General features: G+C 67.7%; 15 protein-coding genes. 12 read left to right on the top strand and 3 right to left on the bottom strand.

From position 1 onward, the window contains the following. Nucleotides 1-23 precede the first annotated feature (23 nt). The 10 genes from urtB to atzF all read left to right on the top strand — a co-directional run bounded on the left by urtB (nucleotide 24) and on the right by atzF (nucleotide 12,690). On the top strand, nucleotides 24-908 hold the full coding sequence (gene urtB / locus ACFVJ3_RS09775; protein ID WP_005251836.1) for an urea ABC transporter permease subunit UrtB: 885 nt from the start codon (nucleotides 24-26) through the stop codon (nucleotides 906-908). Next, nucleotides 905-2,023 carry an urea ABC transporter permease subunit UrtC gene (gene urtC, locus ACFVJ3_RS09770; RefSeq protein WP_378451873.1) on the top strand — a complete coding sequence of 373 codons (1,119 nt, stop codon included), beginning with the start codon at nucleotides 905-907 and terminating at the stop codon, nucleotides 2,021-2,023. The genes urtB and urtC overlap by 4 nt, the downstream gene beginning before the upstream one ends. Continuing rightward, entirely contained in the window at nucleotides 2,020-2,865 is an 846-nt protein-coding gene (gene urtD, locus ACFVJ3_RS09765) for an urea ABC transporter ATP-binding protein UrtD (protein ID WP_378451872.1), read from the top strand. The genes urtC and urtD overlap by 4 nt, the downstream gene beginning before the upstream one ends. After that, nucleotides 2,852-3,565, top strand: coding sequence for an urea ABC transporter ATP-binding subunit UrtE (gene urtE / locus ACFVJ3_RS09760; RefSeq protein ID WP_378451871.1), 714 nt, complete (start codon nucleotides 2,852-2,854; stop codon nucleotides 3,563-3,565). Before urtD ends, urtE begins: the two co-directional genes overlap by 14 nt. After that, the gene (locus ACFVJ3_RS09755) at nucleotides 3,565-4,263 is read left to right on the top strand and encodes a GntR family transcriptional regulator (RefSeq protein WP_378451870.1); all 699 of its coding nucleotides are present in this window, start codon (nucleotides 3,565-3,567) and stop codon (nucleotides 4,261-4,263) included. The genes urtE and ACFVJ3_RS09755 overlap by 1 nt, the downstream gene beginning before the upstream one ends. 99 nt (nucleotides 4,264-4,362) lie before the next feature. Further along, a complete protein-coding gene (locus ACFVJ3_RS09750; RefSeq protein ID WP_378451869.1) occupies nucleotides 4,363-5,199 on the top strand; it encodes an SDR family NAD(P)-dependent oxidoreductase in 837 nt (278 codons plus the stop codon). Then, nucleotides 5,196-5,729 (top strand): carboxymuconolactone decarboxylase family protein, encoded by a 534-nt coding sequence (locus ACFVJ3_RS09745; protein WP_378451868.1) that lies wholly within the window; start codon nucleotides 5,196-5,198, stop codon nucleotides 5,727-5,729. The genes ACFVJ3_RS09750 and ACFVJ3_RS09745 overlap by 4 nt, the downstream gene beginning before the upstream one ends. Before the next feature lie 33 nt (nucleotides 5,730-5,762). After that, nucleotides 5,763-7,202 (top strand): short-chain fatty acid transporter, encoded by a 1,440-nt coding sequence (locus ACFVJ3_RS09740; RefSeq protein WP_378451867.1) that lies wholly within the window; start codon nucleotides 5,763-5,765, stop codon nucleotides 7,200-7,202. A gap of 104 nt (nucleotides 7,203-7,306) precedes the next feature. Further along, nucleotides 7,307-10,945, top strand: coding sequence for an urea carboxylase (gene uca, locus ACFVJ3_RS09735; RefSeq protein ID WP_378451866.1), 3,639 nt, complete (start codon nucleotides 7,307-7,309; stop codon nucleotides 10,943-10,945). Further along, nucleotides 10,945-12,690: an allophanate hydrolase gene (gene atzF, locus ACFVJ3_RS09730; protein ID WP_378451865.1), complete on the top strand. Its 1,746-nt coding sequence runs from the start codon at nucleotides 10,945-10,947 to the stop codon at nucleotides 12,688-12,690. The genes uca and atzF overlap by 1 nt, the downstream gene beginning before the upstream one ends. A gap of 7 nt (nucleotides 12,691-12,697) precedes the next feature. On the opposite strand, the gene ACFVJ3_RS09725 is transcribed toward atzF, so the two are convergent. Beyond that, nucleotides 12,698-13,546, bottom strand: coding sequence for an SDR family oxidoreductase (locus tag ACFVJ3_RS09725; protein ID WP_378451864.1), 849 nt, complete (start codon nucleotides 13,544-13,546; stop codon nucleotides 12,698-12,700). Between the two features lie 123 nt (nucleotides 13,547-13,669). Here ACFVJ3_RS09725 and ACFVJ3_RS09720 point away from each other — a divergent pair, with 123 nt between their 5' ends. After that, complete coding sequence (locus ACFVJ3_RS09720) at nucleotides 13,670-14,080, top strand: winged helix-turn-helix transcriptional regulator (protein ID WP_378451863.1); 411 nt, start codon at nucleotides 13,670-13,672, stop codon at nucleotides 14,078-14,080. On the opposite strand, the gene ACFVJ3_RS09715 is transcribed toward ACFVJ3_RS09720, so the two are convergent. Beyond that, entirely contained in the window at nucleotides 14,073-14,522 is a 450-nt protein-coding gene (locus ACFVJ3_RS09715) for a DUF5709 domain-containing protein (protein ID WP_378451862.1), read from the bottom strand. The two genes, ACFVJ3_RS09720 and ACFVJ3_RS09715, sit on opposite strands and share 8 nt — an antisense overlap. A gap of 113 nt (nucleotides 14,523-14,635) precedes the next feature. Continuing rightward, complete coding sequence (gene lpdA / locus ACFVJ3_RS09710; RefSeq protein WP_378451861.1) at nucleotides 14,636-16,036, bottom strand: dihydrolipoyl dehydrogenase; 1,401 nt, start codon at nucleotides 16,034-16,036, stop codon at nucleotides 14,636-14,638. Between the two features lie 67 nt (nucleotides 16,037-16,103). Between lpdA and ACFVJ3_RS09705 the strand changes: the two genes are divergently transcribed. After that, entirely contained in the window at nucleotides 16,104-18,182 is a 2,079-nt protein-coding gene (locus ACFVJ3_RS09705) for a prolyl oligopeptidase family protein (RefSeq protein WP_378451928.1), read from the top strand. Nucleotides 18,183-18,215 lie beyond the last annotated feature (33 nt).

The raw sequence follows: 18,215 nt of genomic DNA, 5'->3' as shown, positions 1-18,215 counted from the left end.
GGGAAGAGAGAGGACATACATCGATGGATGTAGTGATCGGACAGCTGTTCACCGGGTTGAGTATCGGATCGATCCTGTTGCTCGCGGCGCTGGGGCTGTCGTTGACGTTCGGCCAGATGGGCGTCATCAACATGGCCCACGGCGAGTTCATCATGGCCGGCTCGTACACGGCATATGTGGTGCAGCAGGTGGTGTCGAGCGCCACCGGTTCTCTGTTCATCTCTCTGCTCGTCGGCTTCGTGGTCGGTGGCGCGATGGGCGTCCTCCTCGAGGTCACCCTCGTGAAGCGGATGTATCACCGGCCGCTGGACACGCTGCTGGTGACGTTCGGGGTGGGACTGATCCTGCAGCAGCTGGCGCGGGACGTCTTCGGTGCGCCCGCCGTCAACGTCGCCGCACCGGAGTGGCTCTCCGGTGGTGTGGAGATTCTGGGCGCGGTGGTGCCGAAGACGCGCCTGTTCATCCTGGTGCTGGCCGTCGTGGCCGTCGTCGCGCTGTCGCTGGCGATGCAGAAGTCCCCGATGGGACGCCGCATCCGCGCCGTCGTGCAGAACCGCGACCTCGCGGAGACGAGCGGGATCTCCAGTCGCCGAACCGATGTGACGACGTTCTTCATCGGTTCCGGTCTGGCGGGTGTCGCGGGTGTGGCGCTCACCCTGATCGGGTCGACGAGCCCGACCATCGGGCAGAGCTACCTCATCGACGCGTTCCTGGTGGTCGTGGTCGGCGGCCTGGGTCAGATGAAGGGCGCGGTGATCGCCGCGTTCGCGCTCGGCATCCTCAATTCGTTCGTGGAGTACTCGACCACGGCGTCGATCGCCAAGGTCATCGTTTTCGTGGTCATCGTGGTGTTCCTCCAGGTTCGGCCGCAGGGCCTGTTCGCCGTCAAGACGAGGAGTCTCGTATGAGCATCCTGACGAGTGGCCGCTACCGCGCGTGGGCGGGATTCGCACTGGCCGCACTGCTTCTGTTCGTCGCTGCCCCCGCGGTTCTCAGCGATTTCCGGCTGAGTCTGCTCGGCAAGTTCCTGTGCTTCGCGATCGTCGCGGTCGGTATCGGCCTGGCTTGGGGCCGCGGCGGCATGCTCACTCTCGGCCAGGGTGTCTTCTTCGGGCTGGGCGCCTACATGATGGCGATGCACCTGAAGATCGCCGACGCCGAACTCCGCGGCGACACCGTGCCCGACTTCATGCAGATCGCGGGCATCCGCGAACTGCCGGGCTACTGGGTGCCGTTCACCTCGCCGATCGTGACGATCCTGGGAATCCTGCTGATCCCGGCGCTGGTGGCGTTCGTCCTCGGGCTCGGCGTGTTCAAGCGCCGCGTCAAGGGCGCCTACTTCGCGATCCTCAGCCAGGCGCTCGCCGCCGCGTTCGCCATCCTGCTGGTGGGTCAGCAGAGCACCGGAGGAAGCAACGGCCTCAACCGGTTCCGCACGTTCTTCGGGTTCAACCTGAACGATCCGGCCAACAAGCAGATGGTGTTCTTCATCGCCGCGGGTGTGCTGCTGGCCGTCGTCGCCATCACCCGGCAGCTGAGGAACAGCCGGTACGGCGAACTGCTCGTCGCCGTCCGGGACCAGGAGGAGCGCGTGCGCTTCCTCGGGTACGACCCGGCGAACATCAAACTCGTCGCCTACGTGACGGCCGCGTTCTTCGCGGGCCTCGCGGGCGCCCTGTTCGTGCCGATCGTCGGCATCATCTCCCCCGCCGACGTCGGGATCGTCCCGTCGATCGCGTTCCTGATCGGGGTGGCCATCGGCGGACGCTCCACACTCCTCGGTCCCGTCCTCGGCGCGATCGGGGTGGCGTGGGCGCAGAGCGCGTTCTCGGAGTCGTTTCCGTCCGGCTGGACGTACGCGCAGGGCCTGTTGTTCATCGTGGTCGTCGGCTTCTTCCCGGCCGGTGTCGCGGGGCTGTTCGCGCTGCTGAAGCGGAAGAAGAAGGCCTCCTCCGACGAACCTGCCCCGCCGGGACCGGAAGACGAAACCGAGCCGACGGAACGAATGGAGATGGCCCGATGACGATTCCCGCCACGGCCAAGGAACCCGTGCTCGGCGGCAACGCCGGCATGTCCAGCGAGTACCTCGAGGTCCGGGACCTTCGGGTCAGCTTCGACGGCTTCAAGGCGGTCGACGGCGTCGACCTCACCCTGATGCAGGGCGACCTGCGGTTCCTCATCGGCCCCAACGGCGCCGGCAAGACCACACTCGTCGATGCCATCACCGGGCTCGTCCCCGCGACGGGATCGGTCACGAAATCCGGTGTCGAGTTGATCGGCAAGAAGGTGCACCGCATCGCCCGGCTCGGCGTGGGCCGCACGTTCCAGACCGCGAGCGTGTTCGAGGAGTTGACGGTGCTCCAGAACCTCGACATCGCGGCGGGCGCGGGCCGCTCTGCAGTCACCCTGCTGCGCCGACGCAAGACGGTGCTCCCGGCCATCGAGGAGGCACTCGACGTCACCGGTCTCGGCAAGCTCCGCGACACCCCCGCGGGAATCCTCGCGCACGGGCAGAAGCAGTGGCTGGAGATCGGGATGCTGCTGGTGCAGAACTGCTCCGTCCTGCTGCTCGACGAACCGGTGGCCGGCATGAGCCACGAGGAACGCGACGAGACGGGAAACCTGTTGCGCCGCATCGGCGGTGAGCGGACCGTCGTGGTGGTCGAGCACGACATGGATTTCATGCGCGCGTTCGCGACGTCGGTGACCGTGCTGCACGCGGGGAAGGTGCTGAGCGAGGGAACCGTGGAGCAGGTGCAGGCCGATCCACGTGTGCAGGAGGTGTACCTCGGGACCGCAGCGGCCGGTGCCGCCCCCGAGTTGCAGCCCGAGGTTTCGAAGGAGGACAGCGATGCTCGAGCTTGACGACATCCGGGCCGGATACGGCCGAACCGAAGTGATCCACGGAGTCTCGCTGACGGTCCCGTCGGACGGTGTGGCCGCGGTGATGGGACACAACGGCGCGGGCAAGACCACACTTCTCCGGGCCGCGGTCGGACTGATCAAGGCCGGCTCGGGCCGGGTGCTGTTCGACGGCGAGGACGTCACGGCGCTGCGGCCCAGCGCCCGGGTGGCGCGCGGCCTCGCCTACGTGCCGCAGGGCCAGCAGTCGTTCGGTCAGTTGACCACCGCGGAGAATCTTCAGGTGGTGGCCGACGGCCGCAAGCGCGGAAAGGAACTCGTCGGCGAGGTGCTGGATCTGTTTCCGGCGCTGCGCGACCTGCTCGACCGGCGTGCCGGTCTCCTCTCCGGCGGGCAGCGTCAGCAACTCGCCATCGCGCGGGCCCTGATCACGGAACCGAAGATGCTGATCCTCGACGAACCGACGGAGGGCATTCAGCCGTCCGTCGTCGCGGAGATCGAGCGCACCATCGTGGATCTCACCCGCCGCGGCGGTCTCGGAGTCCTGTTGGTGGAACAGCACATCGGGTTCGCACTCGAATCCGCCGAGAGCTATTACGTCCTCGAGTCGGGGCGGGTCACGTCCTCCGGCGCCGGTGGCGCCGCACCCGATTCCGACGTCCGTACCGCGGTCTCCGACGTCCGCGCGGCGATGGCCATCTGATGGCACGCCGAGAACCGGCCGGCTCCCTCAGCGATCACGTGTATCTGTCGCTGCGCACCGACCTGATGAGCGGCCGGATCCCACCGGGACAGCGTCTCGGTGAGGAGCGTCTCGCCGACACCTACGGGGTGTCGCGGACGCCGGTGCGCGAGGCCTTGGCCCGGCTCCTCGCCGACGGACTCGTCCAGCGCGACGTGGGCGGGTTGTTTCCGTACCGCCCCCGCATCGACGAGCTGGCCGGACTGTACGAACTGCGCATCACGCTCGAGCTCCAGGGAATCGCCCGGGTCCGCGCCGACGAGTCGCTGTCACACGACCCGGACGTCCTGGGGCCCGAGCTCGACCGGTGGTACGCGTTGCGGAAAGAGAACCCCGAGCCGGACGCCGGGTTCGTGGCGCTCGACGAGCAGTTCCACACCGTCCTGCTTCGGTCGGCCGGCAATCGGGCGCTGTCCGATGCGCTCGTCAGCGTGAACGCGAAGGTGCGGCCGGTCCGGATGTTCGACTACCTCACCCCCGACCGCATGAGCGCGACCATCGACGAGCACATCTCGGTGGCCGAGTTCGCCCTCGACGGGAAGCTGGATACCGCGTACGACACGCTGTTCGCGCACATCAGCGAGTCGCGTGAAGTGGTCATCGAGCGTGCTGAACAGGCACTTTCCCTTGCCCGCATGGCCTGGGCGATCCGGGATTGAGACAGTTGTCCAACTCGGTTGGACATTTTTCCCACCAACGAACCGAGCGGGTGCTAGCGTCTTGCTACCGCTCGGTAACACAGGTTGGGAACTCGCTTCATGTCACGCACTCTCGAAGAGAATCTGGTCGGACGCCGCGTCCTGATCACCGGCGCAGCCCGGGGTATCGGCGCCGGGCTCGCCAGACGACTTCACGAGCGGGGCGCCCGCGTCGGGCTGCTCGGCCTCGAACCCGAACTCCTCGAACAGACCGCCACCACCTGCGGCCGGGCGCCGTGGCGTCGCTGCGACATCCGCGACCGGCGAGCCGTCGAGGACTCGTTCGACTACCTCGCCGGCCGGCTCGGCGGACTCGACGTCGTCGTCGCCAACGCGGGCGTGACGCCCCCGGCGCACATCGTCGAGGGTGATCCGGAAGTGATGCGGTATGCCATCGAGGTGAACGTGATGGGGACGTACCACACGCTGCGGGCCGCGGGACCGTACATCGGGCATCGCAACGGGTACGCGCTCGTCGTGGCGTCGTCGACGACGTTCAGCCCCCTGCGTGGTGTGCACGGCGCCACGCGAGGCGGTGCCGAGGAACTCGGCGAGGCTCTGCGGGAAGAGATGAAACCGCAGGGGACCCGGGTGGGTATCGCCCGGCTCGGCGAGATCGACACGGACCGGACCCTGATCGATTTCGACGGCGTCGCGCTTCCCCCACCCCGCGGCAGCGCACTGGCCCGGACCTCGTCGATCACGGTGGCGGTCGACGCACTCGAACGGGGAATCGCGGGGCGGAAGAATCGGATATACGCGCCGTCCCGGGTACCCGGGTCGGATTCTGTGCGTATGCTCGCACTTCGGGCCACGGAGATGACCCGTTCGATCGAACTACGCGCGCACGCAGCCGTTCCCACCAGGGGACGAGTAGAAGGAGAGGGGGCGGCGTGACCGCACGCATTCCACCCGGACGTCTGAAGGAACTCGGCCCCGTCAACTGGGTGCTGTGGTGCATCATCTCCCGCGTCGCCGGCGTGCCGGACGCACATCTGTTCAGCACGGTGGGCCGCACGAGGGGCCTCTTCCGTGCGTGGCTGCAGTACTCCGGAAAGCTGATGCCGGGCGGGCAGATCTCGCGGTACGAGACCGAACTGATCATCCTTCGGGTGGCACACCTGCGGAAGTGCGGCTACGAGATGGACCACCACGTGCGCCTCGGACGCCGGGCAGGCGTCACCCCGGCGCTCCTCGAACAGGTCCTGGAAGGTCCCGGCGCCGAGGGCTGGGACGCACGCCGCCGCGCCATCCTCACCGCCGTCGACCAACTCGTCGCCACCGACAACCTGGACGACGCCGCGTGGTCGGCGCTGGGCACCCACTTCGACGACCGCCGGATGATCGAATTCTGCTTTCTGGTCACCCAGTACGACGCCCTGGCCACCACCATCGGGACTCTGAGGATCGAACGCGACTATTCGTAGGTTCCGCATCGCGTAGAGAAGAGGAACGGCCGCATGACATCCGCCACCGAAGAAGTCCGTTCCGAGAAGGGACTGGCGCGGGTCGCGCAGTCGCTGGCCGGCTGGACGGAGAAATGGTTTCCGGACGCCTACGTCTTCGCCCTCGTCGGCGTCTTCGTCGTCGCGGTGGCCGCGCTGGCCAACGGTTCGTCTCCGCAGACGGTCGTGGACGCGTTCGGTAACGGTTTCTGGGATCTGACGGCATTCACCCTGCAGATGGCCATGGTGGTGCTGACCGGGTACGTCGTCGCCACGTCCCCGCCGGTCGCCCGGCTGATCGATCGTCTGGCCATGGTGCCTCACACGGGGCGCACCGCAGTCAGTTTCGTCGCATTCCTGTCCATGTCGGTCTCCTTCCTGAACTGGGGGCTCAGTCTGGTGTTCGGCGGGCTGCTCGCCCGGGCGATCGCACGCCGATCCGACCTGAGAGTCGATTACCGTGCACTCGGCGCGGCGGCCTTCATGGGTCTGGGCGCCGTGTGGGCGCTCGGCATGTCCTCGTCCGCCGCGCAACTCCAGGCCACCGCCGCGTCCCTGCCGCCGGCGCTGCTGGAGATCACCGGCGTCCTCGACTTCGGGACCACGATCTTCACGTGGCAGTCGCTGCTGATGTGCGTGATCATCATCGCCCTGACCGTGGTGATCGCCCACTTCTCCGCGCCGAGGGGCGCGGCCGTCACCACCGCCCAGGACTTGGACGTCGACCTCGACGACCGGCCCAAGAAGGTGCCACCCCGATCGCGACCGGGAGAGTGGCTCGAATACAGCCGGATCCTGCCGGCGCTGGCTGGACTGATGACGTTGGGATGGCTCATCTCCCAGCTGATGACCAAACCCCTGCTCACCGTCGTCAGCAGCCTGAACGCGTACCTGCTGGTCTTCCTCATGCTGGGTTTGGTGCTGCACGGGACGCCGCGCAAATTCCTGCAAGCCGTCGCGCTGGCCGTCCCGGCCACGGCCGGCATCCTGGTCCAGTTCCCGCTGTACGCCGCGATGGCCGCGATCCTCACGAAGGCCGAGGGCAGAAACGGCCTCACCATCTCCGAGCACCTGGCCGAGTTCTTCACGAACATCGGCAGCGGCGGAGGCTTCACCGTCGTCATCGCCCTCTACACGGTCGTGCTGGGTCTCTTCGTACCGTCCGGAGGCGGAAAATGGCTGGTCGAGGCGCCCTACGTGATGCAGTCGGCCACCGATGTCGGGATGAACCTGGGCTGGACGGTCCAGGTGTACAACGTCGCCGAGGCCCTGCCGAACCTGATCAACCCGTTCTTCATGCTGCCCCTCCTCGCGGTGCTGGGGCTCAGGGCCCGCGACCTGGTGGGATTCACGTTCCTGCAGTTCATGTTCCACCTGCCGGTGGTCCTGCTCCTGGTGTGGCTGCTCGGAACGACGTTCGAGTTCGTACCCCCGGTGCAGCCCTCGACGCCGTGAGCCCGATTCGTGCAGGCCGTGAGAGGTCTTACTAACCCACGCTTTACCTCGAGAAATCTCGGTGAAACACCCCGTCCTTAGCGTATACAACCATGTGCACAGGGATGAATACGCCGCCGATCGAGTACTCCTTCGACACTCTGCTCGTCGCGAACCGGGGCGAAATCGCCTGCCGCATCATGCGATCCGCACACCTCCTCGGACTGAAGACGGTCGCGGTGTACTCCGACGCCGATTCGGCGGCCGCGCACGTCGAGATGGCCGACGTCGCCGTCCGGCTGGGCCCGGCCCCCGCCCACGAGTCGTATCTGCGGGCCGACGCCGTCGTGGAGGCCGCCCTGGCGACGGGCGCGGGCGCGATTCATCCCGGATACGGCTTCCTCTCGGAGAACGACGCATTCGCCGCGGCGGCGGAATCCGCAGGCATCGCGTTCGTCGGCCCCACCCCCGAACAGCTGCGCACGTTCGGGAACAAGCACACGGCACGCGAGGCCGCCCGCACCGTCGGCGTCCCGCTCGTCGCGGGCAGCGGCCTCCTCGACTCCGTCGATGCCGCCCTGTCCGCGGCCTCCGACATCGGCTACCCGGTGATGATCAAGGCGGTCGGTGGCGGCGGGGGCATCGGGATGCAGGCGTGCTTCGACGCCGCGGAACTCGGCGAAGCCTACGACCGCGTCCAGCGCCTCGCCCAAGCCAACTTCTCCTCGTCCGGGGTGTTCCTGGAACGCTTCGTCGCCCGCGCCCGGCACATCGAGGTGCAGGTGTTCGGCGACGGCCTCGGCCGCACACTGAGCCTCGGCACCCGCGACTGCTCACTGCAGCGCCGCAACCAGAAAGTGGTCGAGGAGGCCCCGGCGCCCGGGCTCTCCGACGACGTGGTGGAACAACTCCTCAGCTCGTCCCGCAGTCTCGCGTCCTCGGTGAACTACCGGTCCGCGGGAACCGTCGAGTTCGTCTACGACGTGGACCGCGGCGAGGCGTCGTTCCTCGAGATGAACACGCGACTGCAGGTCGAGCACCCGGTGACCGAGGAAGTCACCGGGGTGGACCTCGTCGAGTGGATGCTGAGGCTCGCCCGCGGGGACAGTTCCATGCTCGACGGTCTGCCCGACTCCGGACCCGAGATCAGGGGAACCGCCGTCGAGGCCCGCATCTACGCCGAGGACCCCGGCCACGACTACCGCCCCAGTGCCGGACGACTCACGGGGGTCGAGTTCCCGGCTCACACGCGGGTCGAGACGTGGGTCGACACGGGCACCGAGGTAAGTGCCTACTACGACCCGATGCTCGCGAAGGTGATCACCCGCGGGCACCGGCGCACAGCGGCGTTCGCGGCTCTCGCGGAGGCACTCGCCGACACGCACATCTACGGGGTCCAGACCAACCTGCCCCAGTTGCGGCGGATCTGCGTCGCCGACACAGTGCTGGGTGCCGAGCACACCACGCAGTCGCTGGCCGACCTGCGGCCTACCGGCCGCCGCGTCGACGTGCTCCGCGCCGGGACGATGACCACCGTGCAGGACCACCCGGGCCGAATCGGATTGTGGGAGGTCGGAATTCCCCCGTCGGGACCGATGGACGACCTGTCGTTCCAATTGGTCAACACCGCGGTCGGCAATCCGGCCGGCGCACCGGGGCTCGAATGCACTCTGCAGGGGCCACAACTCGCGTTCTCGGACGCCACGGTGATCTGCGTGGGCGGCGCCGACACCCCGGTCACGCTCGACGGCGAACCGATCCCCCTGTGGGAACCGGTGGAAGTGCCGGCCGGGTCGGTCCTCGACGTCGGCACCCCGGCGGACACCGGCCTGCGCACGTACGTCGCGTTCCGGGGCGGCATCGACGCTCCGCTGTACCACGGCAGCGCGTCCACGTTCACGCTCGGCGGGTTCGGCGGCATCACGGGCAAGGCCGTCACCATCGGTGACGTGCTGGGTCTCTTCGACGACTCGCTGTTCGAGAACACCGCGGGCCTCGCTGCGCCGCACTCTGTCCCGGAGGACTCGCGGCCCGAGTTCACGCACGTGTGGCAACTCGCCGTCACCGAGGGACCGCAGCCGGCGCCCGCCTACTTCACCGACGCCGACATGGCGCAGTTCTACGACACCACCTGGAAGGTCCAGACCCACGCGAACCGGACCGGCCTCCGACTCGACGGCCCCAAGCCGGTCTGGTCCAGGACCGACGGCGGCGACGCCGGGTTGCATCCGTCGAACCTGCACGACAACCCGTACAGCGTCGGAGCCCTCAACGTCTCCGGCGACACTCCGATTCTGCTCGGCCCCGACGGCCCGAGCCTCGGCGGCTTCGCGTGCCCCCTCACCGTGGTCAAGGCACACCGGTGGAAACTCGGACAGATCCGCCCCGGCGACCGGGTACGTTTCCTTGCGGTCTCCGACGACGGTGCGCACGTGCTGCGGGCGTCGGATTCGTCTCGACGACTGAATGTTCCGCCCGCGGCCACCCGGTCGACGGTGTCCGACGGCGGGGTCCTCCGCCGGATCGCGCCCGTATTGGACCGTCCGGCGGTCGTGTACCTCCGCGGCGGCGACGACAACATCCTCGTCGAGTACGGGGACCGGGAACTCGACCTCGGGCTTCGCATGCGCGTCCACGCGCTGTCGGAGGCGCTGGTCCGACGCCGCGTTCCCGGCATCATCGACATCACTCCGGGGGTTCGCTCCCTGCACCTGCACTTCGACGCCGACGAACTTCCGGCCGGCCGGCTGCTGGACATCCTCCAGGACATCGAGGAACTGCTGCCGGCGACGCACGATCTGGTGGTCCCGAGCCGCACGGTCCGGTTGCCGTTGTCGTTCGACGACCCGTCCATCGCGGAGGCCATCGACCGGTACCGCAGCGGTGTCCGCGACGACGCGCCATGGCTGCCGTCGAACACCGAGTTCATTCGGCGCATCAACGGATTGGACAGCGTCGACGACGTCCGGGACGCCGTGTTCGACGCCGAATACCTGGTGCTCGGGCTCGGCGACGTCTACCTCGGCGCGCCCCTGGCCGTGCCCCTCGACCCGCGGCACCGCCTGGTCACCACCAAGTACAACCCGGCGCGCACGTGGACGCCGTCCGATGCGGTCGGCATCGGCGGCAAGTACCTGTGCGTCTACGGCATGGAGTCACCGGGCGGCTACCAGCTGATCGGCCGCACCGTCCCCATCTGGTCCGGGTACCGGCAGCACCGCCCCTTCGACGAGGGCAAACCCTGGATGTTCCGGTTCTTCGACCGCATTGTGTGGGAACCGGTCACTCCGGAGCAATTGCGCGTGTATCGCGAGCAGGCTACGGCCGGGCGGTTCGACGCGGAGATCTCCGAAGGCACGTTCGCGTTGGCCGACCACCTGAAGTTTCTGCGGGACAACGCTCGATCCATCGCCGAGTTCGACTCCCGGCAGTCCGCGGCGTTCGAGGCCGAGAAGTCGGCCTGGCGCATGTCGGGCGAGTTCGACCGCGTCCAACAGGCGCCCACCCCCGAACCGACCGCGCGGGGCGAACTTCCGCCCGGAGCGGTCGTCGTCGAGGCGCCCATGGTCGGCAGCGTGTGGCGCGTCGAAGTCGAAGCCGGGCAGCGCATCGAACCAGGACAGAACGCCGTGGTTCTCGAGGCGATGAAACTCGAGATGCCGGTCACGTTCCCGTCCTCCGGAACGGTTCTCGAAGTCCTCGTGTCACCGGGCGCGATCGTCGAACCGGGCACCCCTCTCGTCGTGATTGGAGCAGAAAACTGATGACTGTCGATGCCGTGAACCGCGGACAGACCACCCTCTCGCCCACCGCCCGTGTCGAGGATGCCTTCCGGCGGATCGCCGAAGTGGACCGGCCGGAGGTGTGGATCACCCTCCGGTCCGTCGAGGACGTGCATGCGGATGCCGTTGCCGTGCAGACTCGTCTCGACGCCGGCGAGCATCTCCCCCTGGCCGGAAAGGTCGTGGCGGTCAAGGACAACATCGACGTCGCGGGACTGCCGACGTCTGCGGCGTGCCCCGAGTTCGCCTACCTGCCCGGCGTCACCGCGACCGCTGTGCGCCGCCTGGTCGAGCAGGGCGCCGTCGTGCTGGGGAAGACGAACCTCGACCAGTTCGCGACCGGGCTGGTCGGGACGCGCAGCCCGTACGGCGCCGTCCGGTGCTCGTGGGATCCCGAGCGGGTGTCGGGCGGATCCAGTTCGGGTTCGGCGGTCGCCGTCGCGCTCGGCATCGCCGACATCGGAATCGGCACCGACACAGCGGGATCCGGTCGGGTTCCGGCCGCGCTCAACGGACTCGTCGGAATCAAGGCGACACTCGGCGTCATCCCCGCCGACGGCGTGGTTCCCGCCTGCGTCGACTACGACTGCGTCACCGTCTTCGCCACCGAACTCGACACGGCCGTGACCGCCGCCCGCATCATGTCGGGCCCGGCGAGCGCGGACCCGCGGAGCCGCGCGTGGCCGTCCGACGTCAGCCTGGCGGCGCCCGCGCAGCCGAGGGTCGCGATTCCCGTGGAAGCGAATCTCGCGCTGCTGACACGGGAGTACCGCGCGGCGTTCGTCGCCACGGTGGCGTCGTTGACGGACCGAGGTTTCGCCGTCGAGGCAGTCGACGTCTCCCCGCTCCTCGACGCAGCCCGACTCCTGTACGACGGCGCAGTCGTCGCCGAGCGGTACACCGCTGTCGGGCACTTCCTCGACACCGCACCGGCGGGCGCCGATCCGGTGGTCACCGCCATCGTCGAGTCGGCGAGGAAGCCGGCGGGCCACGAGTTCGCCGCCGACCTCGACACGCTCACCCGCGTCAAGGCGCAGACGCGGGAACTGCTGGCCGGTTTCGACGGCCTCCTGCTGCCCACCACCACCGAACACCCGACCATCGCTGCCGTGCAGGCCGATCCGATCGACATCAACCGGCGGATGGGCACGTACACGAACTTCTGCAACCTGCTCGACATGGCGGCCGTCGCGGTCCCGGGCGCCCCGACCGCCGCCGGCGAACCGTTCGGTGTCATGTTCGTGGTGCCGGCGTTCGCCGATCAGGTGGCCGTGGACCTCGCGGCCCGGCTCGTCGACGTTTTCGCGCCCACCCTCGTCGAGGACGGCGTGGAACTGGCCGTGTTCGGAGCCCACCTGCGCGGGCAGCCCCTGCACTTCCAGCTCGAAGACATCGGCGCACGATTCGTGGACACCGTCACCACCACGGACGCCTACCGGCTCACCGCACTCGCCACGACGCCGCCCAAGCCCGGCCTCGTCCGTCGCGGGCCCGGCGCGGGCGCCGCGATAGTCGGGGAACTGTTCCGGGTGTCACCCGCCGGCCTGGGCAACTTCCTCGCCGCACTGCCCGCCCCGATGGCACTGACGAGCGTCGAGTTGTCCGACGGCCGCGCCGTGGTGGGCTTCAGCTGCACCCACGACGCGGTCGACGGGGCCACGGACATCACCGAATTCGGCGGGTGGGTTGCCTATGCCCGTGAGTACTTGTCAACCGCCCGCGGTTGATAAGTACTCACAGGGCGAGGGCGGTGGCGGCCGGGGTCGAGCTACGGCCGATCAGCCTCTGCAGGTCACCGCTCTCGGTGTCGAGGGCCCCGACGGCCACTCCCGCATCGGAATCGGCGAGCATGCCCGCGATCGGTGCGGGCAGTCCGGCGCCCTCGAGCACGGCGGCGTACTCGGCCTGCGGAAGGTCCTTGTACGACACCGGCTTCCCGAGAACAGAGGAAATAACCTCGGCCAGCTCGCTGTACGTCAGGCGTTCGTCGCCGCCGAGTTCGTACACCTTGCCGGACTGATCGTCGGCAAGCAGGACCGCGGCAGCGGCCTCGGCGTAGTCCTTCCGTGCGGCCGCAGCGACGACACCCGTGCCTGCGCTGCCGAACAGTGCCCCGGTCTCACGTGCGGCGGGAATGCTGCCGAGGTAGTTCTCCCAGTACCAACCGTTGCGGAGCAGGGCGAAGTCGATCCCCGACTCGGCCAGCTGGTCCTCGGTGCCACGGTGTTCTACGGCCAGTCCAAGAGGGGTGTTCTGCGCGTCGAGGACGCTGGTGTAGGCGATGAACCCGACCCCGGCTGCCTTCGCGGCGTCGATCACGTTGGTGTGCTGGGCAATCCGCTGCCCGATGTCGCTCCCCGAGACGAGAAGCAGTTTGTCGACGCCGGCGAGGGCCTTCTCCAGTGCGGCGCGATCGCCGTACTCCGCCTGCCGAATTTCGACTCCCTTGCCGGCGAGGTCCGCGGCCTTGGCCGGGGTACGGACCACGGCGACGATGTCGGCTGCGGGTACGCCCTTGCCGAGAAGTGCCTCGACGACGAGTCGACCGAGGTGTCCTGTTGCTCCTGTGACGGCGATGGTCATGACGAACTCCTAGCGCATGAGGGTATGAGTTGGCTGTTCAAGCTCACTTCCAATCATGCACTAATTTTTCGTAAGTGCAAATGTTTACGTAAGCACTTCCTGCATGTGGGGTAGACTGGACGCATGTCCGAGCTCGCACAGCCAGCACAGGAAAGTGAAGACGTCACCCTCGAGGCCGACGTCTTCGCACGCGACTGCGCGTCGCGCGAGACCCTGCAGACCATCACCGGTCGGTGGGGCGTACTTGCGCTCGCGGCCCTGACCGAGGGGAACTACCGATTCAGTGCACTCCGCCGACGCGTCGACGGCGTCAGCGAGCGCATGCTGTCGCAGACACTGCAAGCACTCGAACGAGACGGCCTCGTGGTTCGCGACGTGCTCGAGGCCATTCCGCCCAAGGTCGAATACAGCCTGACACCGCTCGGCGCCGAGGTCGGTTCACGCCTCATCGGCCTGATCGAACTGGTCGAATCGCGCGTGCCCGACGTCCTCGCGGCGCAGGAGAAGTACGACGCCGGTCGCGGCGTCAGCTGAGTTCGTCGAAGTCGGTTTCCTCGTCGACGATGTGGACCGCGGCCTCCTCGGCCGACGCCGCTCCCCCGTCGATGCCGATATCGGACGCCACGAGGTCCTTCTCCTCGTCCTCGCCCACACCCTCGTCCTCTGCGACGAGCCGGCCCGACCGCAGCCGCCCGACCTCGTTGTCGTCGAGGATCTCCGCGTTGTCGTCATCTTCCAGAGCCGGGTCCGGCTCCTCCTCCGCGAGGCGCTGATCGAGGGTCTCCCCCTCACGCTGCTCGGCGGCCGTCGTCCCGTACGCGTCGAGCCCGAGCGGCCTCTCCGGAGGCGAATACCCCTCGTCGAGAACGTCGTCCACGCCTCTGTCGACCAATGTGTCCTCCGGCTGCAACTGGTCCTCTTCGTCCAGGCTGTACTCGCCCTCGGATCCTTCTGGCGTGCTGTCCGGCATGGTCATCTTCCCCACGATGCCATCGCAGCGGGCAGTTCGCCATCGGATCGCGGAAGCGACTCGGCGAGAAACGAGAAGGGCCCGCACAGAGACTGTGCGGGCCCTTCTCGGTGTTCGGGTCAGAAGTTGATCATGTGCCCGGCGAGACCGTGGATGGCCTCCTGCAGGGCTTCGCTGAGCGTCGGGTGCGTGTGCACGTTACGTGCCAGCTCGTTGACCGTGAGGTCCCACTTCTGGGCGAGGGTCAGCTCGGGCAGCAGCTCGGAGACGTCCGGGCCGATCAGGTGCCCACCGAGCAGTTCGCCGTACTTCTTGTCGGCGATCAGCTTGACGAAACCGGTCGGATCCCCGAGACCGTGCGCCTTGCCGTTGGCGGTGAACGGGAACGTCGCGACCTTCACGTCGTACCCCTCGTCCTTGGCCTGCTGCTCGGTCAGACCGAAGCTCGCGACCTGCGGCTGGCAGAACGTGGCCCGCGGCATCATCCGGTAGTCCTCGATCGGCAGCGTCTCGGCGCCGGCGATCGTCTCGGCTGCCACGACACCCTGCGCCTCGGCCACGTGCGCCAGCTGCAGCTTCATCGTGACGTCACCGATGGCGTAGATGTGCGGCACCGACGTCGCCATCGTGTCGGTGATGCCGATCGCACCACGATCGAGCTGCACGCCGGTCTTCTCGAGGCCGTAACCCTCGACGCGGGGCGCGAACCCGACCGACTGCATCACCTTGTCGACCACGACGGTCTCGATCTCGCCGGACTTGTTGTTCTTGATCGAGACGGTGACCTTGCTGCCGTCGTCGTCGATGCTCTGCACGGCCGCACCGGTCTTGATGGTGACGCCGAGCTTCTTGTACTGCTTCTCGATCTCCTTGGAGACGTCCGCGTCCTCGTTGGGCAGCGCACGGTCGAGGAACTCGACGATCGTGACGTCCACCCCGTAATTGGTCAGGACGTACCCGAACTCCATGCCGATCGCGCCGGCACCGACGATGAGGATCGACTCCGGGAGCTCGCGGGTGAGGATCTGCTCCTCGTAGGTGACCACGTTCTCGCTGAGCGAGGTGCCCGGCAGCAGCTTGGTGGTCGAACCGGTGGCGATGATGGCGTTGTCGAACGTCACCGTCTCCGTCCCACCCTTGGACAGCTCGACCGAGAGGGTGTTGGCGTCGGTGAACGACCCCTTGCCGTCGTACTCGGTGATCTTGTTCTTCTTCATCAAGAAGTGAACGCCCTTGACACGCCCGTCCGCGACCTTGCGGCTGCGGTCGTAGGCGGCGCCGAAATCGAAGGACGCCTCTCCCGAGATGCCGAACGTCTTGGCCTCTTTCGTGAAGAGATGCGCAAGTTCGGCATTGCGGAGAAGTGCCTTGGAGGGGATGCAGCCGACGTTCAGGCACACACCGCCCCAGTACTTCTGCTCGATGATGGCAGTGCTCAATCCCAGCTGTGCCGCGCGGATAGCAGCGACGTACCCACCGGGACCGGCTCCGAGGACAACGACGTCATAGTGTGAGGTCACGGTTGTTCAGGGTAGTCCCGTCCCGAATCGCTGTCTTCACGCGGTCGCGTTACCCGCGAGTAGCCTCATCCGTCACACCTTTCCCGCTGCGACCAGGCACGACACCGCCTGCAAGAATGGCGCCATGACGGATCCCTTCCTCTGGCTCGAAGATGTCACCGCGGAACGGTCACTCGACTGGGTGCGGGAGCGCAACGCCCGCACGCTCGCCGAGTACACCGAGAACGCCGAGTTCTCCGCGCTCGAGAGCCGGATCCTGGACGTGCTCGACACGGACGACCGGATTCCCTACGCCGGCATGCGCGGCGAGTACCTGTACAACTTCTGGCGCGACGGCGACCACAAGCGCGGCATCTGGCGGCGCACCACCCTCGAGCAGTACCGCACCGACAACCCCGAGTGGGACGTCCTGCTCGACGTCGACGCCCTCGCCGAACGCGAGGGCGAGAACTGGGTGTGGGCCGGCGCCAGCGTGCTCCGACCCGAGCAGTCACGTGCCCTGCTGTCGTTCTCGCGTGGTGGCGCGGACGCGTCCGTGGTGCGCGAATTCGACATCGAGAAGCGCGACTTCGTCGGCGGCGACCACGCATTCGACGTCCCCGAGGCGAAGACCAGCATCAGCTGGATCGACAAGGAAACCGTTTATGTCGGGACCGACTTCGGCGAAGGCTCGATGACCGATTCCGGCTACCCGAGAATCGCGAAGCGCTGGCATCGCGGCACCCAGCTCACCGAGGCGGTCACCGTCTTCGAGGGCGAGACCACCGACGTGTCCGTCGGCGCGTCGTACGACGACACTCCCGGATACGAGCGGCACTTCGTCGGCCGGTCCATGGACTTCTACAACGCCGAGCGCTACCAGCTGCTCCCGGACGGGTCGAAGGTCCGGATCGACACCCCCGACGACGCGGGCTCGTCGGTGTACCGCGACTGGTTGACCATCCGTCCGCGCACCGACTGGGACGTGGACGGCACCGTCTATCCGGCCGGGTCGCTGCTCGCCGCGAACTACGCCGACTTCCTCGCCGGGTCACGGGAGTTGACGCCACTGTTCACGCCGGACGAGCACACGTCCCTCGAGCAGGGAACGTGGACCCGGAACCACCTCCTCCTCGTGCGACTGTCGGATGTGCAGACCAAGCTGTCCGTGCTCACGCCGCACGACACCGGGTGGGAGGAGAAGCCTCTCGACGGCGTACCGGAACTCACGGCGAGCGGGATCATCAGCACCGACCCCCGCACCAGCGACAGCTTCTTCGTCAACTCCAGCGGATTCACGACGCCCGCGACGCTGCAGTACGGCACGGTCGGTGGACCGCTCGAGCCGGTCAAGCAGGCGCCGTCGTTCTTCGACGCGGACGGCATGTCGGTGTCACAGCACTTCGCGGTGTCCGACGACGGAACCGAGATCCCCTACTTCGTGGTGCGCCGCGACGACGTCACCGGCCCCTGCCCCACCATGCTGTACGGATACGGCGGCTTCGAGAACTCGATGGTCCCGGGGTACAGCGGTTCGGTCGGGTTCGCGTGGCTCGAACGCGGCGGCGCGTACGTGGTGGCGAACATCCGGGGCGGCGGCGAGTACGGCCCGTCGTGGCATACCCAGGCGGTGCGGGAGGGTCGGCACAAGGCGTTCGAGGACTTCGCCGCGGTCGCTCGCGACCTCGTGACCCGGGGCATCACCACGTCGAAGCAGCTCGGGATCCAGGGCGGCAGCAACGGCGGACTCCTCATGGGCGTCATGCTCACCCGCTACCCGGAACTGTTCGGGGCGATCGTGTGCCAGGTTCCGCTCCTCGACATGAAGCGGTACCACCTGCTGCTCGCCGGGGCGTCGTGGATGGCCGAGTACGGCGATCCGGACAACGCGGACGACTGGAAGTTCATCAGCGAGTACTCGCCGTACCAGAACACCGACGCGACCGCGGACTACCCGCCGATCCTCGTCACCACGTCCACCCGCGACGACCGCGTCCACCCCGGCCACGCCCGCAAGATGACGGCGCTGCTCGAGGAGCAGGGCCACAAGGTCTGGTACTACGAGAACATCGAGGGCGGGCACGGCGGGGCGGCGGACAACGCGCAGGCCGCGTTCAAATCGGCGCTCACATTCACGTTCCTGTGGGAGCAGCTCACCCGCCTGTGAGTACTTGTTAACGACGGGCGGTTAACGGTTAAT

The organism is Rhodococcus sp. NPDC127593 (genome assembly GCF_042671975.1).
In the GTDB taxonomy this organism is placed as follows: domain Bacteria; phylum Actinomycetota; class Actinomycetes; order Mycobacteriales; family Mycobacteriaceae; genus Rhodococcus_F.
The sequence above is the reverse complement of the archived record's forward strand: the minus strand, read 5'-3'. Positions and strand labels throughout refer to the sequence as shown.